Origin of the sequence: Massilia rubra (assembly GCF_011682065.1) — a bacterium.
GTDB classification, from domain to species: Bacteria; Pseudomonadota; Gammaproteobacteria; order Burkholderiales; family Burkholderiaceae_D; genus Telluria_A; species Telluria_A rubra.
The window spans coordinates 227081-241954 of record NZ_VUYU01000008.1; the positions used below are offsets into that span (position 1 = coordinate 227081).

17 protein-coding genes are annotated in these 14874 nt (G+C 67.2%); 15 read left to right on the forward strand and 2 right to left on the reverse strand.

All coding sequences use genetic code 11. The annotated features are described in order from the left end of the window. The first annotated feature begins 33 nt into the window (after positions 1-33). The 15 genes from F0185_RS14920 to F0185_RS14990 all read left to right on the forward strand — a co-directional run bounded on the left by F0185_RS14920 (position 34) and on the right by F0185_RS14990 (position 13762). Positions 34-213, forward strand: coding sequence for a Flp family type IVb pilin (locus tag F0185_RS14920; RefSeq protein ID WP_167225644.1), 180 nt, complete (start codon positions 34-36; stop codon positions 211-213). 91 nt (positions 214-304) lie between these two features. Beyond that, positions 305-838, forward strand: coding sequence for an A24 family peptidase (locus F0185_RS14925; protein WP_167225646.1), 534 nt, complete (start codon positions 305-307; stop codon positions 836-838). Between the two features lie 107 nt (positions 839-945). After that, a complete protein-coding gene (locus tag F0185_RS14930) occupies positions 946-2373 on the forward strand; it encodes a DUF8689 domain-containing protein (protein WP_187362535.1) in 1428 nt (475 codons plus the stop codon). Continuing rightward, the gene (gene cpaB / locus F0185_RS14935; protein WP_167225648.1) at positions 2370-3263 is read left to right on the forward strand and encodes a Flp pilus assembly protein CpaB; all 894 of its coding nucleotides are present in this window, start codon (positions 2370-2372) and stop codon (positions 3261-3263) included. The genes F0185_RS14930 and cpaB overlap by 4 nt, the downstream gene beginning before the upstream one ends. Before the next feature lie 43 nt (positions 3264-3306). Next, positions 3307-4833 (forward strand): type II and III secretion system protein family protein, encoded by a 1527-nt coding sequence (locus F0185_RS14940; protein ID WP_167225650.1) that lies wholly within the window; start codon positions 3307-3309, stop codon positions 4831-4833. Positions 4834-4842: 9 nt separating this feature from the next. Further along, entirely contained in the window at positions 4843-5115 is a 273-nt protein-coding gene (locus tag F0185_RS14945) for a hypothetical protein (RefSeq protein ID WP_167225652.1), read from the forward strand. Then, the gene (locus tag F0185_RS14950; protein ID WP_167225654.1) at positions 5112-6608 is read left to right on the forward strand and encodes a pilus assembly protein TadG-related protein; all 1497 of its coding nucleotides are present in this window, start codon (positions 5112-5114) and stop codon (positions 6606-6608) included. Before F0185_RS14945 ends, F0185_RS14950 begins: the two co-directional genes overlap by 4 nt. Continuing rightward, on the forward strand, positions 6605-7099 hold the full coding sequence (locus F0185_RS14955; RefSeq protein WP_167225656.1) for a TadE/TadG family type IV pilus assembly protein: 495 nt from the start codon (positions 6605-6607) through the stop codon (positions 7097-7099). The genes F0185_RS14950 and F0185_RS14955 overlap by 4 nt, the downstream gene beginning before the upstream one ends. Positions 7100-7115: 16 nt before the next feature. Beyond that, positions 7116-7694: a TadE/TadG family type IV pilus assembly protein gene (locus F0185_RS14960; RefSeq protein WP_167225658.1), complete on the forward strand. Its 579-nt coding sequence runs from the start codon at positions 7116-7118 to the stop codon at positions 7692-7694. Between the two features lie 32 nt (positions 7695-7726). Then, positions 7727-8902 carry a CpaE/TadZ family protein gene (locus tag F0185_RS14965; protein WP_166892204.1) on the forward strand — a complete coding sequence of 392 codons (1176 nt, stop codon included), beginning with the start codon at positions 7727-7729 and terminating at the stop codon, positions 8900-8902. A 27-nt stretch (positions 8903-8929) separates the two neighbouring features. Beyond that, the gene (locus tag F0185_RS14970; RefSeq protein WP_166892201.1) at positions 8930-10276 is read left to right on the forward strand and encodes a TadA family conjugal transfer-associated ATPase; all 1347 of its coding nucleotides are present in this window, start codon (positions 8930-8932) and stop codon (positions 10274-10276) included. An 8-nt stretch (positions 10277-10284) separates the two neighbouring features. Continuing rightward, positions 10285-11262: a type II secretion system F family protein gene (locus tag F0185_RS14975; RefSeq protein ID WP_167225660.1), complete on the forward strand. Its 978-nt coding sequence runs from the start codon at positions 10285-10287 to the stop codon at positions 11260-11262. A gap of 9 nt (positions 11263-11271) precedes the next feature. Further along, positions 11272-12210: a type II secretion system F family protein gene (locus tag F0185_RS14980; RefSeq protein WP_167225662.1), complete on the forward strand. Its 939-nt coding sequence runs from the start codon at positions 11272-11274 to the stop codon at positions 12208-12210. A 31-nt stretch (positions 12211-12241) separates the two neighbouring features. After that, on the forward strand, positions 12242-13354 hold the full coding sequence (locus F0185_RS14985; protein ID WP_167225664.1) for a tetratricopeptide repeat protein: 1113 nt from the start codon (positions 12242-12244) through the stop codon (positions 13352-13354). Positions 13355-13450: 96 nt separating this feature from the next. Beyond that, a complete protein-coding gene (locus tag F0185_RS14990; RefSeq protein ID WP_167225666.1) occupies positions 13451-13762 on the forward strand; it encodes a BON domain-containing protein in 312 nt (103 codons plus the stop codon). A 37-nt stretch (positions 13763-13799) separates the two neighbouring features. Here the strand turns inward: F0185_RS14990 and F0185_RS14995 are convergent, their stop codons facing one another. Both F0185_RS14995 and F0185_RS15000 read right to left on the reverse strand, forming a co-directional pair. Next, positions 13800-14003 (reverse strand): hypothetical protein, encoded by a 204-nt coding sequence (locus F0185_RS14995; protein WP_167225668.1) that lies wholly within the window; start codon positions 14001-14003, stop codon positions 13800-13802. A 163-nt stretch (positions 14004-14166) separates the two neighbouring features. Beyond that, positions 14167-14754: a hypothetical protein gene (locus tag F0185_RS15000; protein WP_167225670.1), complete on the reverse strand. Its 588-nt coding sequence runs from the start codon at positions 14752-14754 to the stop codon at positions 14167-14169. Positions 14755-14874: the final 120 nt, after the last annotated feature.

The following is a 14874-nucleotide window of genomic DNA, read 5'->3' on the forward strand; positions in this document are numbered from 1 at the left end:
AAGTATGCAGTTCTAATCTAACCGGAGGTCACCATGAGCACCATACCCACCGCAGTGCAAGCTTTTATCAACGATGAAGATGGCGCCACCGCCATCGAGTATGGCCTGATCGCAGCGTTGATCGCTGTCGGACTGGTCACGGCCCTCACCAATGTGAAGACCCAACTGGTTGCCTTGTTCCAGCAGATTGTCACCGATCTGACCGTGTCGTAACGCCATCCCGGCGCTGATCAGCCATCGTTCGCCACACCTCGCTTCCCGGGACGGGTACTCCTGTTCCGGGAGCTTTTTACGTGAGCCGCCCATGCCCGCCTTGTCTCTTTCCCAATTGGTCCTGATCGCCCTGCTGTTGGGCGCCGTCGCCACCGACCTGGCCTCGCGCCGCATTCCCAACCGCCTGCTGGCCGCCGCCCTGGCCTGCGCCGCCATCCTGCACCTGTGTTGCGGAAGACCCTTGGCCCTGCTCGACACCGGCCTGGCCGGCTTCGCCACCGGCCTGCTGCTGTTCCTGCCCTTGTACTGCCTGCGCGGCATGGCCGCCGGCGACGTCAAGCTGATGGCCACCGTGGGCGCCTTCACCGGTCCCGCCATGGCCGTGCAGATCGCACTTGCCGCCTTTTGCGCCGGCGGCTTGATGGCGCTCGTCATGATCCTCGCCAGCGGTCGCTTGCGCGACACCGGCGCCAACCTGATGGCGTTGCTGCGCCCCCTGTTCCTGCGCCTGTGTGGCATGCCGGTCGTGGCCGAGCCACTGCCGACCCCGAGTGTGGGAAATATGCCATACGCGCTCGCAATTGCCGGCGGCACCTTTTTCACTCTGGCGCAGCCTTGGCTTTAAGTTTCCGTGCGGCCATAGCTTGTTCCGTATCAAGCCGGTACAGGGGCCGGTGGCTAAAATAAATTGTGGCTTTTGGAAACGCCACTTGTCTTTGCGAGGAACCCGACATGAGTTATACCGCCCCGACCGGCGCGCTTCCGCCCAGCGGCTTACGGATCCGTGCTGCGTCACCCGACTATGCCGGCGGCAGCGCGCCGCCGCAACCGCGCTGCGTGCGCGACACCGGCCTGGAACTGAGCCTGATCGTCGAACTGGTCGCCAAGGCGATGTATTCGATCGGCAAGATCCACCTGCCTGTCCTTACCGGCAAGCTCAAGCTGTCAATCAATGTTTTGCGTGAAGCGCTCGACGCCATGCAGGCCGGCCACCTGGCCGAAGTGGCGGGGCGCGGCGATTCCGACCTCGACGTGCACTACCAGCTCACCGAGGGCGGACGCCTGCGCGCGGCCGAGTTCCTGGCGCGCTGCCGCTACGTCGGCCCGGCCCCGGTCACCCTGCAAGCCTACCGCGACCTGGCCCAGCGCCAGTCGGGCCGGCAGGCCGGGGCCGCACAGGTCGGCATGGCCGAGATGGCCGCCGCCTTTGCCGACGACGTGCTCGAGGCGGGCGTGCGCGACCTGCTCGGCGCGGCCCTGCAGTCGCGCCGCCCGCTGTTGCTGCACGGCCCGTCCGGCAGCGGCAAGACCACCCTGGCGCGCAAGTTGGGGCGGCTGCAAACCGGGCTGGTGGCCATTCCGCATGCGATTTTGGTCGAGGGCCATATCGTGCAGTTCCACGATCCCGCCGTCCATATCCCGGCCCCGCCCCAGCATGCGCGCCACAGCGAAGAGCGGCGCAACCCGGATGCGCGCTGGATAATGTGCCAGCGCCCGCTGGTCCAGGTCGGCGCCGAGCTGGGCTACGAGATGCTCGACCTGCGCCTCGACCACGCCAGCGGCGTGTACCGCGCGCCGCCGCACTTCATGGCCAATAACGGCATCCTGCTGATCGACGACCTGGGACGCCAGCGCCTGCCCACAGAAGAATTGCTTAACCGTTTCAGCGCTCCGCTCGACAGCGGCTGCGACCAGCTCACCATCGAAGGCGGCTACAAGATCGCGGTGCCGTTCGACGTCACGCTGGTGCTGGCCACCAACCTCGCGCCGCAGGTCTTGCTAGACGAATCGTTCCTGCGCCGCATCGGCTACAAGATCCTGGTCGGGCCGCTGTCCGAGGCGTCCTATGCGACCTTGTTCCGGCGCCAGTGCCACCAGCATGCGCTGGCCTGCGACGAAGACGTGCTGTACTACCTGATCACGCGCCTGCATTACGGCAGCGGGCGGCCGCTGCTGGCCAGCTACCCGGCCGAGCTGCTCGGGCGCCTGCACGATTTTGCCGCCTTCGCCGGCACCACCGCGCGCCTCTCCGCGGCGGCCATCGAACAAGCCTGGCGCAGCATGGCGCTGGACCAGGCCGCGCCGGCTCCCGGCGCGCCCCCGTCACCGATGACTTTTTCCGCCGATAGCGGCACCACCCTGTACGAGAGGATCATATGAAAAACAAACGCGCATTGCTGACCATGGGCGTGGCGGTCCTGCTGGGGATCGCCGCGGTTGTCCTCGCGTCGCTGTGGCTGCTCCGGCAGCCGGGCAATGCCTCCAGCCGCATCGTGGTCGCCAGCGGCGATATCAGCCGCGGCCAGCGCCTCTCGCCCGACATGCTGCGCCTGGTCGACTGGCCGGCCGCCACCACGCCCAAGGATGGTTTCAAGGACAGCCTGAAACTGAGCGACCGGGTGCTCAAGGCGAACGTCCTCAAGGGCGAGCCGCTGACCGAAGCCAAGCTGGCCCCGGCCGGCACCCTGGGCGGCTTGTCGGCCCTGATCAGTGAAGGCAAGCGCGCCATCACGGTGCGCGTCAACGATGTCATCGGCGTGGCCGGCTTTGCGCTGCCGGGCAATTACGTGGACGTCATCGTGCACACCGAGCGCGATCCGGACGAACACGCCAAACAGTCGCGCAACGGGCTGCACATTTCGAAGATCGTGCTCGAACGCATCCTGGTGCTGGCGGTGGCGCAGGAAGTGGGGCGCGATGAAACCAAGCCGAAAGTGGTCAACGCCGTCACGCTCGAAGTCACGCCGGAACAGGCCGAAGCGCTCGACCTGGCGCGCGGGGTCGGCTCGCTGTCGCTGGCGCTGCGCAACCAGGTCGATCCGGGCTCGCCGCAGACCAGCGGCGCCACCAAGGCCAGCCTGCTCGACGAGCTGGCCGCCGCCGCGAGCGCCGCCGCGCCGGCGCCGGCGACCAAAAGCGCGGCGCCGCCGGCCAGGCCCAAGATCCCCGCGCGCGCCGCGCCGCGCAGCGCGCCGGTGGTGGTGGCGCACGCCCGCCGCGACTGCGTCAGCGTATTGAATGGCGTGACCACGTCACAAGAATGTTTTTGATGTTCGCGCACTTACCTTTCAGTCACCTCACAGGATGGCCGCTATGAACAACTGCAACAAGCAAGGCAAGATGAACCGGGCCGGCACGCTCGCGCTGCTGCTGGCGCTGGCCGGCGGCGCGCACGCCGCCGACAAGCAAGCCCAACCACAGGCCGAACGCGCCGACAGCGGCCCGCGCTGCAGCGGCCAGGCTGCGCGGCCCGGCAATATGACCTTGTTGGTGGGCAAGTCGAACCTGATGCGCCTGCCCGAACCGGTACGCAACCGCAGCATCGGCAACGCCGCCGTGGTGCAAGCCATGCTGGTCGCGCCCGACACCCTGTATCTGCTCGGGGTCGATGTCGGCACCACCAATATGATCGTGCAGGGTAAAAGCGGGGCTTGCAGCATCATCGACATCGTGGTCGGCATGGACCCCGCCGCGCTGCAGGCCAGCCTGGCCACCCTGATGCCTGAAGAAAAAGAGATCCGCGTCCATAGCGCCGCCGATTCGCTCGTGCTCAGCGGCACCGTGGCCGACGGCGCCGCCGTGCTGCGCGCGGTCGAACTGGCGACCGCCTTCGTCAGCCGGCCGCGGCGCTCGCTGGCGCAGCAGGGCGGCGACCCCGCCACCGGCGGCGCGGCCGCCACCACCGGCGCCGGCAGCGGCGCGAGCGGCGGGGGCGGCGCGGCGCCGGCGGCGCGCGTGATCAACCTGCTGGCGGTCGGCGCACCCCAGCAAGTGATGCTCGAAGTGAAGATCGCCGAAGTCTCGAAAAGCTTGCTCGAACGGCTGGACGGCGGCGTCAAGTGGGGCTTCGGCTCGGGCAGTTGGGCCACCACCCTGCTGGCCGATTTCATCACCGGCAATGCCCAGGCCGCGCTCGGCGTGCGCCGCGCCAGCGGCAAGGGCGTCACCCTCGAGGCCCAGAAGCAAGATGGCATCGTGCGCGTGCTGGCCGAGCCGAACGTGATGGCCGTCAGCGGCCAGGAAGGCAGTTTCCTGGCCGGCGGCAGCATCTTCATTCCGGTGGCCCAGGATAACAACAAGGTCACGCTGGAAGAGAAGGAGTTCGGGATCGGCCTGCGCTTTACCCCGACGGTGCTGGCCGGCGGGCGCATCAACCTGAAGGTGGCGCCGCAAGTGTCGGAAGTCTCGCACGAAGGGATCGGCATCTCGGCTGCAGGCTTTAGCGGCGGCGCGGTCCTGCCGCTGATCACCACCCGGCGCGCCAGCACCACCTTGCAGCTGCACGATGGCCAGAGTTTCGCCATCGGTGGCCTGATCAAGAACAACCTGATCGCCAACCGCAAGGGCTTGCCGCTGCTGGGCGAAGTGCCGGTGCTGGGGGCGCTGTTCCGCAGCACCGATTTCCAGCAAGACCGCACCGAACTGGTGTTCGTGGTCACGGCCCACCTGGTCAAGCCGCTGCCGCCCAACTACACCTTGCCCACCGATGGCCTGGCGCCGCTCTCGCGCAGTGAGGCGCTGCTGGGTGCGCGCTTGGAAGGACAGCCGCGGCCGCCGGCCGCCGCGGCCCCCGTCGCTTCGGCCACGCCGGCCACCCACAGCGGTTTTGAATTGAAATAGGAGAATGCCATGAACACACGCATCGTTCGCCGCATCGCCAGCCTGCTGGCAGCCACGCTCTGGCTGGGCGCTTGCTCGAGCACGCCGCACTGGGACGCGCGCTTCGGCCAGTCGCTGCGCGCCGCGCTGGCGGCCCAGGCCATCGACCCGGGCGCGGCGGGCGCCAACCGTCCTGTCAATGGACTCGACGGCAAGGCCGCGGCCGCCGCCTACGAGCGCTACCAGCATTCGACGGACGCCCCCGCCGCGCTGGCGCCACTGGCCATCGGGGCCGCAAAATGAAGCGCTCGCGTGTCCCGCCCGGGCGCCACCAGCGCGGCGCCTATGTGATCGTCTTCGCGCTGTTGCTGATGCCGCTGATGCTGCTCGGCGCCTTGGCGATCGATCTGTCGATGGCCTTCATGCGGCGTACCGACCTGCAGACCGCCGCCGACGCGGCCGCGCTGGCCGCCGCGCGCGGGCTCGACGGCAGCGCGGCCGGCATCGACAAGGCAAACGCGCGGGCCGAGGCTGTCATTATTTCCAGCGCCGTCGGCTATACCGCGCTGAGCTGGTCACCGGACGCGCTGCGCTTTAGCGACCAGCCCGGCAGCGATGCCGACTGGCTGCCTGCCAGTTCCGCCAACACCGCCGCGAATGCCTCCCGGATGCGTTATGCGCGTATCGACACGAGCAAACTGTCCCCCGAGTTCGGCAGCGTGCGCACCGTGTTCGCCGGCGCCATCGGCCCTGACTCTCTCTACGCCACCCTCAAGGTGAGCACCGTCGCGGTGGCCGGACGCAGCCAGGTCCAGGTCACCCCGCTGGCGGTGTGTGCGCTCGATAACCAGCGCTACGGTTCGCGCAACAACGGCGGCGGCCTGGTCGAGTGGATCGAACACGGCTTCCGGCGCGGGGTTAGTTACAATCTGCTCGATCTCAATCCCGGCATTGCCGGCGCGGCCCCGCTCAATTACCAGGTCAACCCGGTCGATTTTCCGCCCGCGGCCGAAAGCGAGTCGAACCGCACGCTCGACGCCCTGCGCCCGATGGTGTGCAGCGGCACCCTGGCGCTGCCGTTCCTGCCCGACAATGCGACCGTGTATGTGCGCCAGAACTTCCCGTCAGAACTTGCCGCACAACTCAATTCGCGCTTCGGCCCGCTTGGCGCCGGCGCCCCGGCCTGCGATCCGGTGGCGGCCCCGGCCGATACCAACATCAGGGAATTCATGCTGCCCCCGTTCTGGATGGCACTACCGACGCAGCCTCCCACGCCGACTGCCTTGTCCGGCAGCGCGCTAGCGCGCGTGATTGCCGGTCGGCGCGTGACGATTGCCGACGTGAGCGGGGCGACCCCGTCCACCGACCGGACCAGTTACGGTCCGCTGTGGACGTTTGCCAAGCCGCTGCTCTATCAGGGCGCGGCCCCGGTCAACACCGGTGCCAAATTTTCCAAGACCAACTGGGCCACCCTGTACCCGATCGCGACGAGCGAGCAAATGCTGGCCAACGCCAGCGCCCCGGCCGACGGCGACGCTCTTCCCTACGATTCGACCCTGCCCATCTTCAGGACTGCGCCAGGCGGAGCCAGCGCCCCCGGTCTGAAGGGGCGCAGGGTCCTGAATATCCCTCTGCTGTCGTGCCCGGTTAACGCGGACGGCACGGCCAACGTGCTGGCGGTCGGGCGCTTCCTGATGACCTCGCGCGCGAGCAGCACGGCGCCCGCGGTGTACGGCGAATTCGGCGGCCTGGCCACGCCTGACAGCCTCTCTTCGGCCACGGTCCTGTTCCGATGAAAGCGTCTTCCATCATGCCGCCTGCCTGTGCGCGCCGCGTGCGCGGTCTCGCCCATATCGAGCTGGCCCTCATCCTGATGACCATGGCAGTGCTGTTGCCGCTGGTGTTCAGCTTTGGCCGGGTCTTCTACGTGTATTCCGTGGTCAAGCAGGCCAACAGCGACGCCGCCGCCTCGCTGGCTACGGTGCCGATGAGCGAGTGGTCCATCAGTGAGGACGAAAGTAGTCCGATGAAGGCGCGCGCGCGCCAGATCGCCCGGCAAGCCTTGCTCGAGGCCAGCATCGCGCCCGCCATCAACCTGGTGGGAACGCACATCAGCTGCATGCGCCCTGGCCTGTTGGGATCGAGGGAATGCGGCGGCCCGAACCGACCCTCGTCCATTACGGTCGCCTTGGGCGTGCGCGTCCCGGTCACCGGGGTGATGAATATGTTCAACATCGGCGAGTCGATCGAGATATCGACCACCGTCACCGTTCCCTACACCAACTGAGCGCCCGGAGTTGCCGATGAAACCTACCCCTCTGGATCGCGGCGCCGCGCGCGGCGTCACAACAGTCGAGTTTGCGTTGACCTTACCGATTTTTCTGCTGTTCATGCTGGGCCTGCTTGAAGTGGCGCGCGCCATGTACCTGTGGAATGCGCTGTCGGACGCTACCCGCGGCGTGGCGCGCGCCGCGGCCATGACCAATCCGGCCGACAGCGACGCCCTGGCGGCACTGTCGGCCAGGGCCAGCGTGGCGGCGCGCGCGGCCGGCATGTCGCTCGGCGCCGCCGGGCTGGACGGGAAGATCGTGATCGCTCACCTGCGCAGCAATTTCAACCCGGTGAGCGCGCGGCCGGCCTGCCCGTCGCGCAACATTATCAACTGCAATGCCAATCCGAACGGGGAGACGTGCGTGCGTTTCGTGCAAGCGCGCCTGTGCGCGCCCGGCAGCGGACCCGAGTGCACACCGGCCTACTACAAGCCGCTGTTCAGCGGCAAGCTGTTGAACTGGAGTTTTGCCTACCCGACCTTTGCCACCGTTACACCGGCCGGCTCGCTCGGCCACCAGAGCGGCGTCACCGAAGCCTGCCCCGCTTTCTGACCGAAGCGCGCCACCACCCACGAGGATGTTCCATGAAAGCTTTACTGATTACCCACGACAGCCAGCTGCAAGCCGAAATCGCCGCCCAGGGCGCCGCGCGCATGCCGCCCGTGACCCTGGTGGCGGTGCGCAGCCGCCTGCGCGATGCGCTCGAGCGGGTGTTACCCGACAGCCCGGCGCTGGTGATCGTCGACGCCAGCGGCCTCGATGAAGACGAAGCCGAATTGCTGGTGCGCCTGGCCAAGCTGTACCCGGGCGCGACCTTCATGCTGCTCACCCGCGACCAGCAGCAAAACCTGTTGATCCGCGCCATGCGCGCCGGCGTGCGCGAAGTGCTGCAACTGCCGCTGGTGCACAGCGCCTTCCACGACGCCATCAACCGCATCGCCGACGCAGCCAATGCGGGCAAGGTGTGCGACGGCAAGGTGCTGGCCTTCATTTCCTGCAAGGGCGGCAGCGGCGCCACCTTTTTGTCGACCAATTTCGCCTATGCCCTGGCCAGCCTGGCCGACAAGAAAGTGATCCTGATCGACCTGCACGGCCAGTTCGGCGACGCCACCCTGTATGTGTCGGACCAGAAGCCGGCCATGACCCTGTCCGACGTGTGCAGCCAGATCGCGCGCATCGACGGCGCCTTTCTCGATTCGTGCCTGGTGCACGTGACGCCCAATTTCGGCATCCTGGCCGCGGCCGACGACCCGGCCCACGCGGTCGAACTGAAACCGGAGCAGATGGACGTGATCCTGCGCGTGGCGCGCCAGCACTACGATTACGTGGTGCTCGACGTGGGACGCCAGATCGACGCCATTTCGCTGCGCGCGCTCGACAACGCCGACGCCATCTACCCGGTGCTGCAGCTGGCCCTGCCCGACCTGCGCGACGGGCGCCGCCTGCTCGACATCTTCCGCTCGCTTGGCTACGCCATCGAAAACACGCGCCTGATCGTGAACCGCTACGAAAAGGGCGGGCGCCTGCGCCTGCAGGACGTGCAAGCCTCGCTTGGGGCCGAGGTCATGCACACCGTCCCCAACGATTACGTGAACGTGACCGATTCGGTGAACCAGGGCGTGCCGGTGCTGCAACTGTCGCGCGCCAGCCCGGTGGCGCGCAGCCTGGCCGAGCTGGTCGAGCTGGTCACCGCGCGGCGCGTGCCGGAAGCGAAGGGCTTGCTCACGCGCCTGTTCGGGCGCGCCGAAGTCGAACAATAATCGAAGCGTCACCCCCAGGAGAATCCCATGACCTTGCGCGAACGCCTGACGGCGACCGAGGACAGCCGCCACATCCAGCCGGCCGAGCCGGAAACGTCCAACCACGCCTACCACGACCTGAAGAAGAACATGCACCAGATGGTGCTCGACCGCATCGACCTGGAGCGCCTCAAGCGCCTCACGCCCGAGCAGTTCAAGCACGAGCTGGGCCTGCTGGTGCAGCACATCATCGAGGAAGAGCACATCGTGCTCAACCAGCACGAGCGGCACGACCTGGTGCTCGACATCCAGCACGAAATGCTCGGCTTCGGCCCGCTCGAGCCGCTGCTGGCCGACCCGACCGTCTCGGACATCCTGGTCAACACCTACAACCAGGTCTATGTGGAGCGGCGCGGACGGCTGGAGCTGACCGACATCACCTTCCACGACAGCGCCCACCTGATGAAGATCATCGACAAGATCGTCTCGCGGGTCGGGCGCCGGGTCGACGAATCGAGCCCGATGGTCGACGCCCGCCTGCCGGACGGCTCGCGCGTGAACGCGATCATCCCGCCGCTGGCGGTCGATGGCGCGATCCTGTCGATCCGGCGTTTTTCGGCCACCCCGCTCACCGTCGAGAACCTACTGCGCTACAAGAGCATGACCCCGCCCATGGTGCAGGTGCTGCAGTCGCTCGGGCATTCGAAGATCAACATCCTCATTTCGGGCGGCACCGGCAGCGGCAAGACCACCTTGCTCAACCTGCTGTCGGGCTTCATTCCGGCCAACGAGCGCATCATCACCATCGAAGACGCGGCCGAACTGCAGATGCGCCAGCCGCACGTGGTGCGCCTGGAAACGCGCCCGCCCAACATCGAAGGCAAGGGCGAGGTGACCCAGCGCGCGCTGGTGCGCAACGCGCTGCGCATGCGCCCCGACCGCATCATCCTGGGCGAGGTGCGCGGGGCTGAAGCGATGGACATGCTGCAGGCCATGAACACCGGGCATGAAGGCTCGCTGGCGACGATCCACTCGAACACCCCGCGCGACGCCCTGGCGCGCCTGGAAAACATGGTCGGCATGGCCGGCGTGACCCTGACCCCGCGCGCGGTGCGCCAGCAGATCTGCTCGGCCATCACGGTGGTGTTGCAGGTAACCCGCCTGACCGACGGCGCGCGCAAGCTGGTCAGCCTGCAGGAAATCACCGGCATGGAAGGCGAGATGATCGCCATGCAAGAGATTTTTTGCTTCGAGCAGACCGGGGTCGACGCCGAAGGCAAGGTGGTCGGACATTTCCGTGCCACCGGGGTGCGCCCGCGCTTCGCCGACCGCCTGCGCCTGTTCGGTGCGCCCGTGCCCGACTCGGCCTTCGACCCCAGCCGCATTTTCGAATAGGAGCGGCCATGGATTATGTCTTCTATGCCTTTGCCGTGCTGCTGTTCGCGGCCGTGATCCTGATGGTCGAGGGCGGCTGGCTGCTGTGGTCGGAAACGCGCGGCGGCGGCGCCCTGCGCATCGCGCGCCGCCTGCGCGTAATGTCGGGCGGCACCGACACCGAGGGCGGCACGGTCTCGATCCTCAAGCGGCGTCGCTTCAGCGCGTCCGATACGCTCGACGGCATGCTGCACCGCCTGCGCATGGCGCAGGCGATCGATCGCCTCCTGATGCAGGCCGGGGTCAACTGGATGGTGGCGCAGTTCCTGGCGGCCTCGCTGGTGCTGCTGTGCGCCGCAGGGCTGGCGGCGCATACGTGGGACACGCCGGCGCTGCTGACCTGGGCGCTGCTGCTGGCCGGTGCGAGCCTGCCGTATGGCATGTTGCGGCGCACGCGCGCCAAGCGCCTGGGCAAGATCGAGCAACAGTTACCCGAGGCGGCCGACTTCCTGGCGCGCGCCATGCGCGCCGGGCACTCGTTTACCAACGTGTTGCAAATGGTCGGCAGCGAACTGCCCGAGCCGCTCAGCGGCGAATTTCGCATCGTGCACCAGGAAATCAACTACGGCGTGCCGATGAACGAAGCGCTGTACAGCCTGGCCGAACGGGTTCCCCTGACCGACCTGCGCTACATGGTGATCGCGGTGCTGATCCAGCGCGAGTCGGGCGGCAACCTGGCCGAAATCCTGGGCAACATCGGCCACATCATCCGCGAGCGCCTCAAGCTGCTCGGCCAGATCCGGGTGCTGTCGGCCGAAGGGCGCATCTCGGCCTGGATTTTGGGCCTGCTGCCGTTTGGCGTCACCGGCATGATGTACTTTGCTAATCCCGAGTACATCAGCATGCTGTGGACCGACCCCGACGGCAGGCGCTTGCTCGGCTACGCCGGGGGGATGATCACCATCGGCGTGCTGTGGCTGCGCAAACTGATTCATATTCGCGTCTAGGAGAAAGCCATGAGCGGCTCGCAATTATTGTTTTTGCTGATCGTGTTCGCGGTCGTGGTCGGCCTGGCGGCGCTGGCGATGGCGACCTTCTGGCCCGGCTACATGCGCCAGCGCCTCAAGCGCGTGGGCGCCACCGCCGCCGACACCAGCGTCGGACGCAACGATGGCTGGGTGGAAAAGGTGGCCAAGGTGGCCCAGCCTTTCGGCGTCCTGTCGCTGCCCGAGCAGGGCTGGGAAAAATCGCCCCTGCGCACCCGCTTCATGAACGCCGGCTGGCGCGGGCCGTCGGTGGCGCCCCTGTATTTCGCCGGCAAGACCTTGCTGGCGCTGTTGCTGCCGGCGCTGGTGGGACTGTGGATCGCGCTGTCGAGCGAGGTGATGCGCGGACAGATCATCATGCTGATGCTGCTGGGCGCGGCCACCGTCGGCTACTACCTGCCCAACGTCGTGCTCGAAATCACGGCGCGCAAACGCCGGCGCGAGATCTTCGAATCGATTCCCGATGCGCTCGACCTGCTGACGGTGTGCGTGGAAGCGGGCCTGAGCCTGGAGCGCGCGCTGATCAAGGTGGCCGGCGAAATCCACATCAAGTCGATCGTGCTGGCCCAGGAAATGCAGCTGGTGCTCATGGAAATGCGGGCCGGCTTCAGCAAGGAAAAGGCGCTGCGAAACTTCGCCCTGCGCAGCGGCGTGGAAGACGTCGACACGCTGGTGGCGATGATGATCCAGTCCGAGCGCTTCGGCACCAGCATGGGCACCTCCCTGCGCGTGCACGCCGACACCTTGCGCACCAAGCGCCGCCAGATGGCCGAGGAACAGGCGGCCAAGATCGGCGTCAAGCTGATGTTCCCCCTGATTTTCTTTATCTTCCCGACCCTGCTGATGGTCTTGCTCGGCCCCGCCGGCATGCAGATCATGCGCACCCTCAGGTCGGTCAACGGACAGTGACGTCCTTGTTATGCCTTTACCGGAGCCGCTCATGCGACGCACCCTGACCAGTACCACCCTGCTGATCGCCGGCGCGCTGCTGCTGGCCTGCGCCGGTCCGCGCAGCCGCGTCGAGGGCGCCCATGCGCCGGCGGCCGCGCCAGTCAGCGCCGAGGACGCTTATCTGACGGGGCGCGGCGCCCACCTGGCGCGCCGCCACGACGCCGCGCTGGCCGCCTATCGCGCTGCGCTGGCGCGCGATCCGGCCCACCTGAAGGCGCGCAACGGCCTGGCCACCCTGTACGCCGAGCAGGGCGATTTTGCGCGCGCCATCGCCCTGTGGCAAACAATGACGCGCGAAGGCGAGGGCGCCGACGGGCAGGTCAGCGCCTTCCTGTTCAGTAATCTCGGCTATGCGCACTTCCTCAACGGCCAGTTCGAACAAGCCCTGGCGGCCCTCGAAAAAGCTTGCCTGCTCGACCCGCTCAACGAGCGCGCCTGGGACCACCTGGGCGGCGCGCTCGAGAAGGTCGGGCAGCACCAGCGCGCACAGCAGATGTACCGCCAGGCCAGTGCCCTGCGCACGCACGATCTCAAGGCCGACTATGCGGTTGCCGGGCACGCCGGCGTGGCCGCCATCGACAGCGCGCTCAAGGCCGGTAGCCAGGCGCCGGCGCCAGAGCCGCAGTGGGACCGGACCGAGGTTCGCCAGGACGCTTCCGGCGTGTTCGTGGTGCAGCGCGTGGGCGCGGTCATGGCGGCTATGCCGACGCCGGCGGCGGCGATCGCGGCGCCGGTGCCGGCGGCACGCTCCGGCCAGGCCCTGCTGGAAATCCGTAACGGCAATGGCGTGGCCGGCATGGCGCGCTCGCTGGCCGGCACGATGGACGAGCGCGCCCTGCGCGTGGTGCGCCTGAGCAATCAGAAAGGATTCGGCGTGCGCCAGACCCGCATCGAATACCAGCCGGAATTTCGCGAGGCCGCCGAGCGCCTGGCCCAGCGCTTCGGCGCTGCGCGCGTGGTGGCCGTGGGCCAGATCGGGCGCGCCGACGTGCGCCTGGTGATCGGGCGCGACATGGCGTCGGGCGCGCTCACCGCCGCGCCAGCGGACGCTGCCGTCGCCGCCGCCGCCGCGCGCACCAGGCCGCTGCCGGGGCAGGGCTGATGCGGCATTGAGGGCTGGTCCGTTTGTGCCATATCAAATCCGGGGTGGACGCTCACGTGACAATAGCGTGATCGAACCACTTACCGGAGTATTTCCATGAACTTTGCAGAACGTTTTATCCGCTTCCTGTGCGGCCTCGCACTGCTGGCGCTGGTTGCCTGCGCACCCACGCCGCAGCGCGAAGGCACGGGCGAATTCATTGACGACACCATCATCACCGGCAAGGTCAAGGCCGCGCTGGTGGCCGACCCCGACCTCAAGGCCACCCAGATCAATGTCGAGACCTTCAAGGGCACGGTGCAACTGAGCGGCTTCGTGCCGGCCGAGCACATCGGGCGGGCGGTGTCGCTGGTGCGCAGGATCGACGGCGTCAAGGACGTCAAGAACGACATGGTGCCCAAGCGCTGACGCGGCTCTGGCGGCGCTGGCCGGCCGGTGTTCTTGCTCAGCCTTTCAGCAGGGCTTTTTCGGCTGCGCTCAGGCGCTTGGCGCTGACGGTCACGACGGTCATGTTGGCGTCCGCGCCGGCTTGCACGGCGACCGTCGGGGCAAGGCGCGGAGCCGGTCCGCTGGCGGTGGCAAAGCTCGTTGCGGAGACCACGACGAGGGCGGCGACGAAGATGGTTTCCATGTTTTTTGCGATGTTCATGATGTTTTCCTGTGTGTGAAGTTCGTTGGGTTGAGTGAACTATAGCGACAGGGGCGATTGTCAACACCGCGATTGCGACGAAGCGCCGGTTTGGCGGGATGGAGCGTCAAATTGAGGGTAAAAGCGTGCCTGGCGGCCGCCTGCCGGCGGCTGAGGCAGGCGCTTATTTCTTGAAACGGATGGTCATTTCGGGACGCTGCTCGAGGCTGCCGATTTTCCACGAATAGGTGCCGATCAGGCCGAAGAACGACGGGGTCGAGGTGGCATTGTGCGAGAGCACTTCGGCGCTGATCGGCACCGTCACCAACAGCTTGCCCTCGAGCTTGATGCCGAGTGCCGCCATGCTGGCTTTTTCCTTGTCATCGAGCTTGCCCGCCTGCAGGGTCAGCACGCCATCCGGGCCGGTGTGAACGCGCAGCATGCCGAGCAGGTCGAGCGCCTGGCCGCGCTGGCGCCTGCCTTCCACGCTCAGGTCGTAGCGCGCGTTGCCGTTGTACGCGGCCTGGCGGATCTCGTCATTGCGCTCGAGCTTGGCCGCCTGGTCGTGCATGCCCGCTTCCGCTTTCGGGCCCAGCTTGTTGCCATTGGCCATTTGCCCGGCCGCCAAGGTATGCACGGCGGTGCCGGCGTAGGAATACTCGTAGCTGCCATCGGACTGAAACGCAGTCCGGGCGGTAAAGCGTTCGGGGACCAGGCATCCGGTCAGCAGCAGGGCGGCGCACGCGCCTGCGTACAGGAGTCGACAGCTCATCGGGCAATCCATGGAAGGTCGGAAACGCGCAGTGTAGCTCAGTCAATACAATCTTGTCAGAGTAGACAAATTTGCTTACAAGGTGCAACGTCACTTACCGGGCGCGCGGGCAGTGCCTGG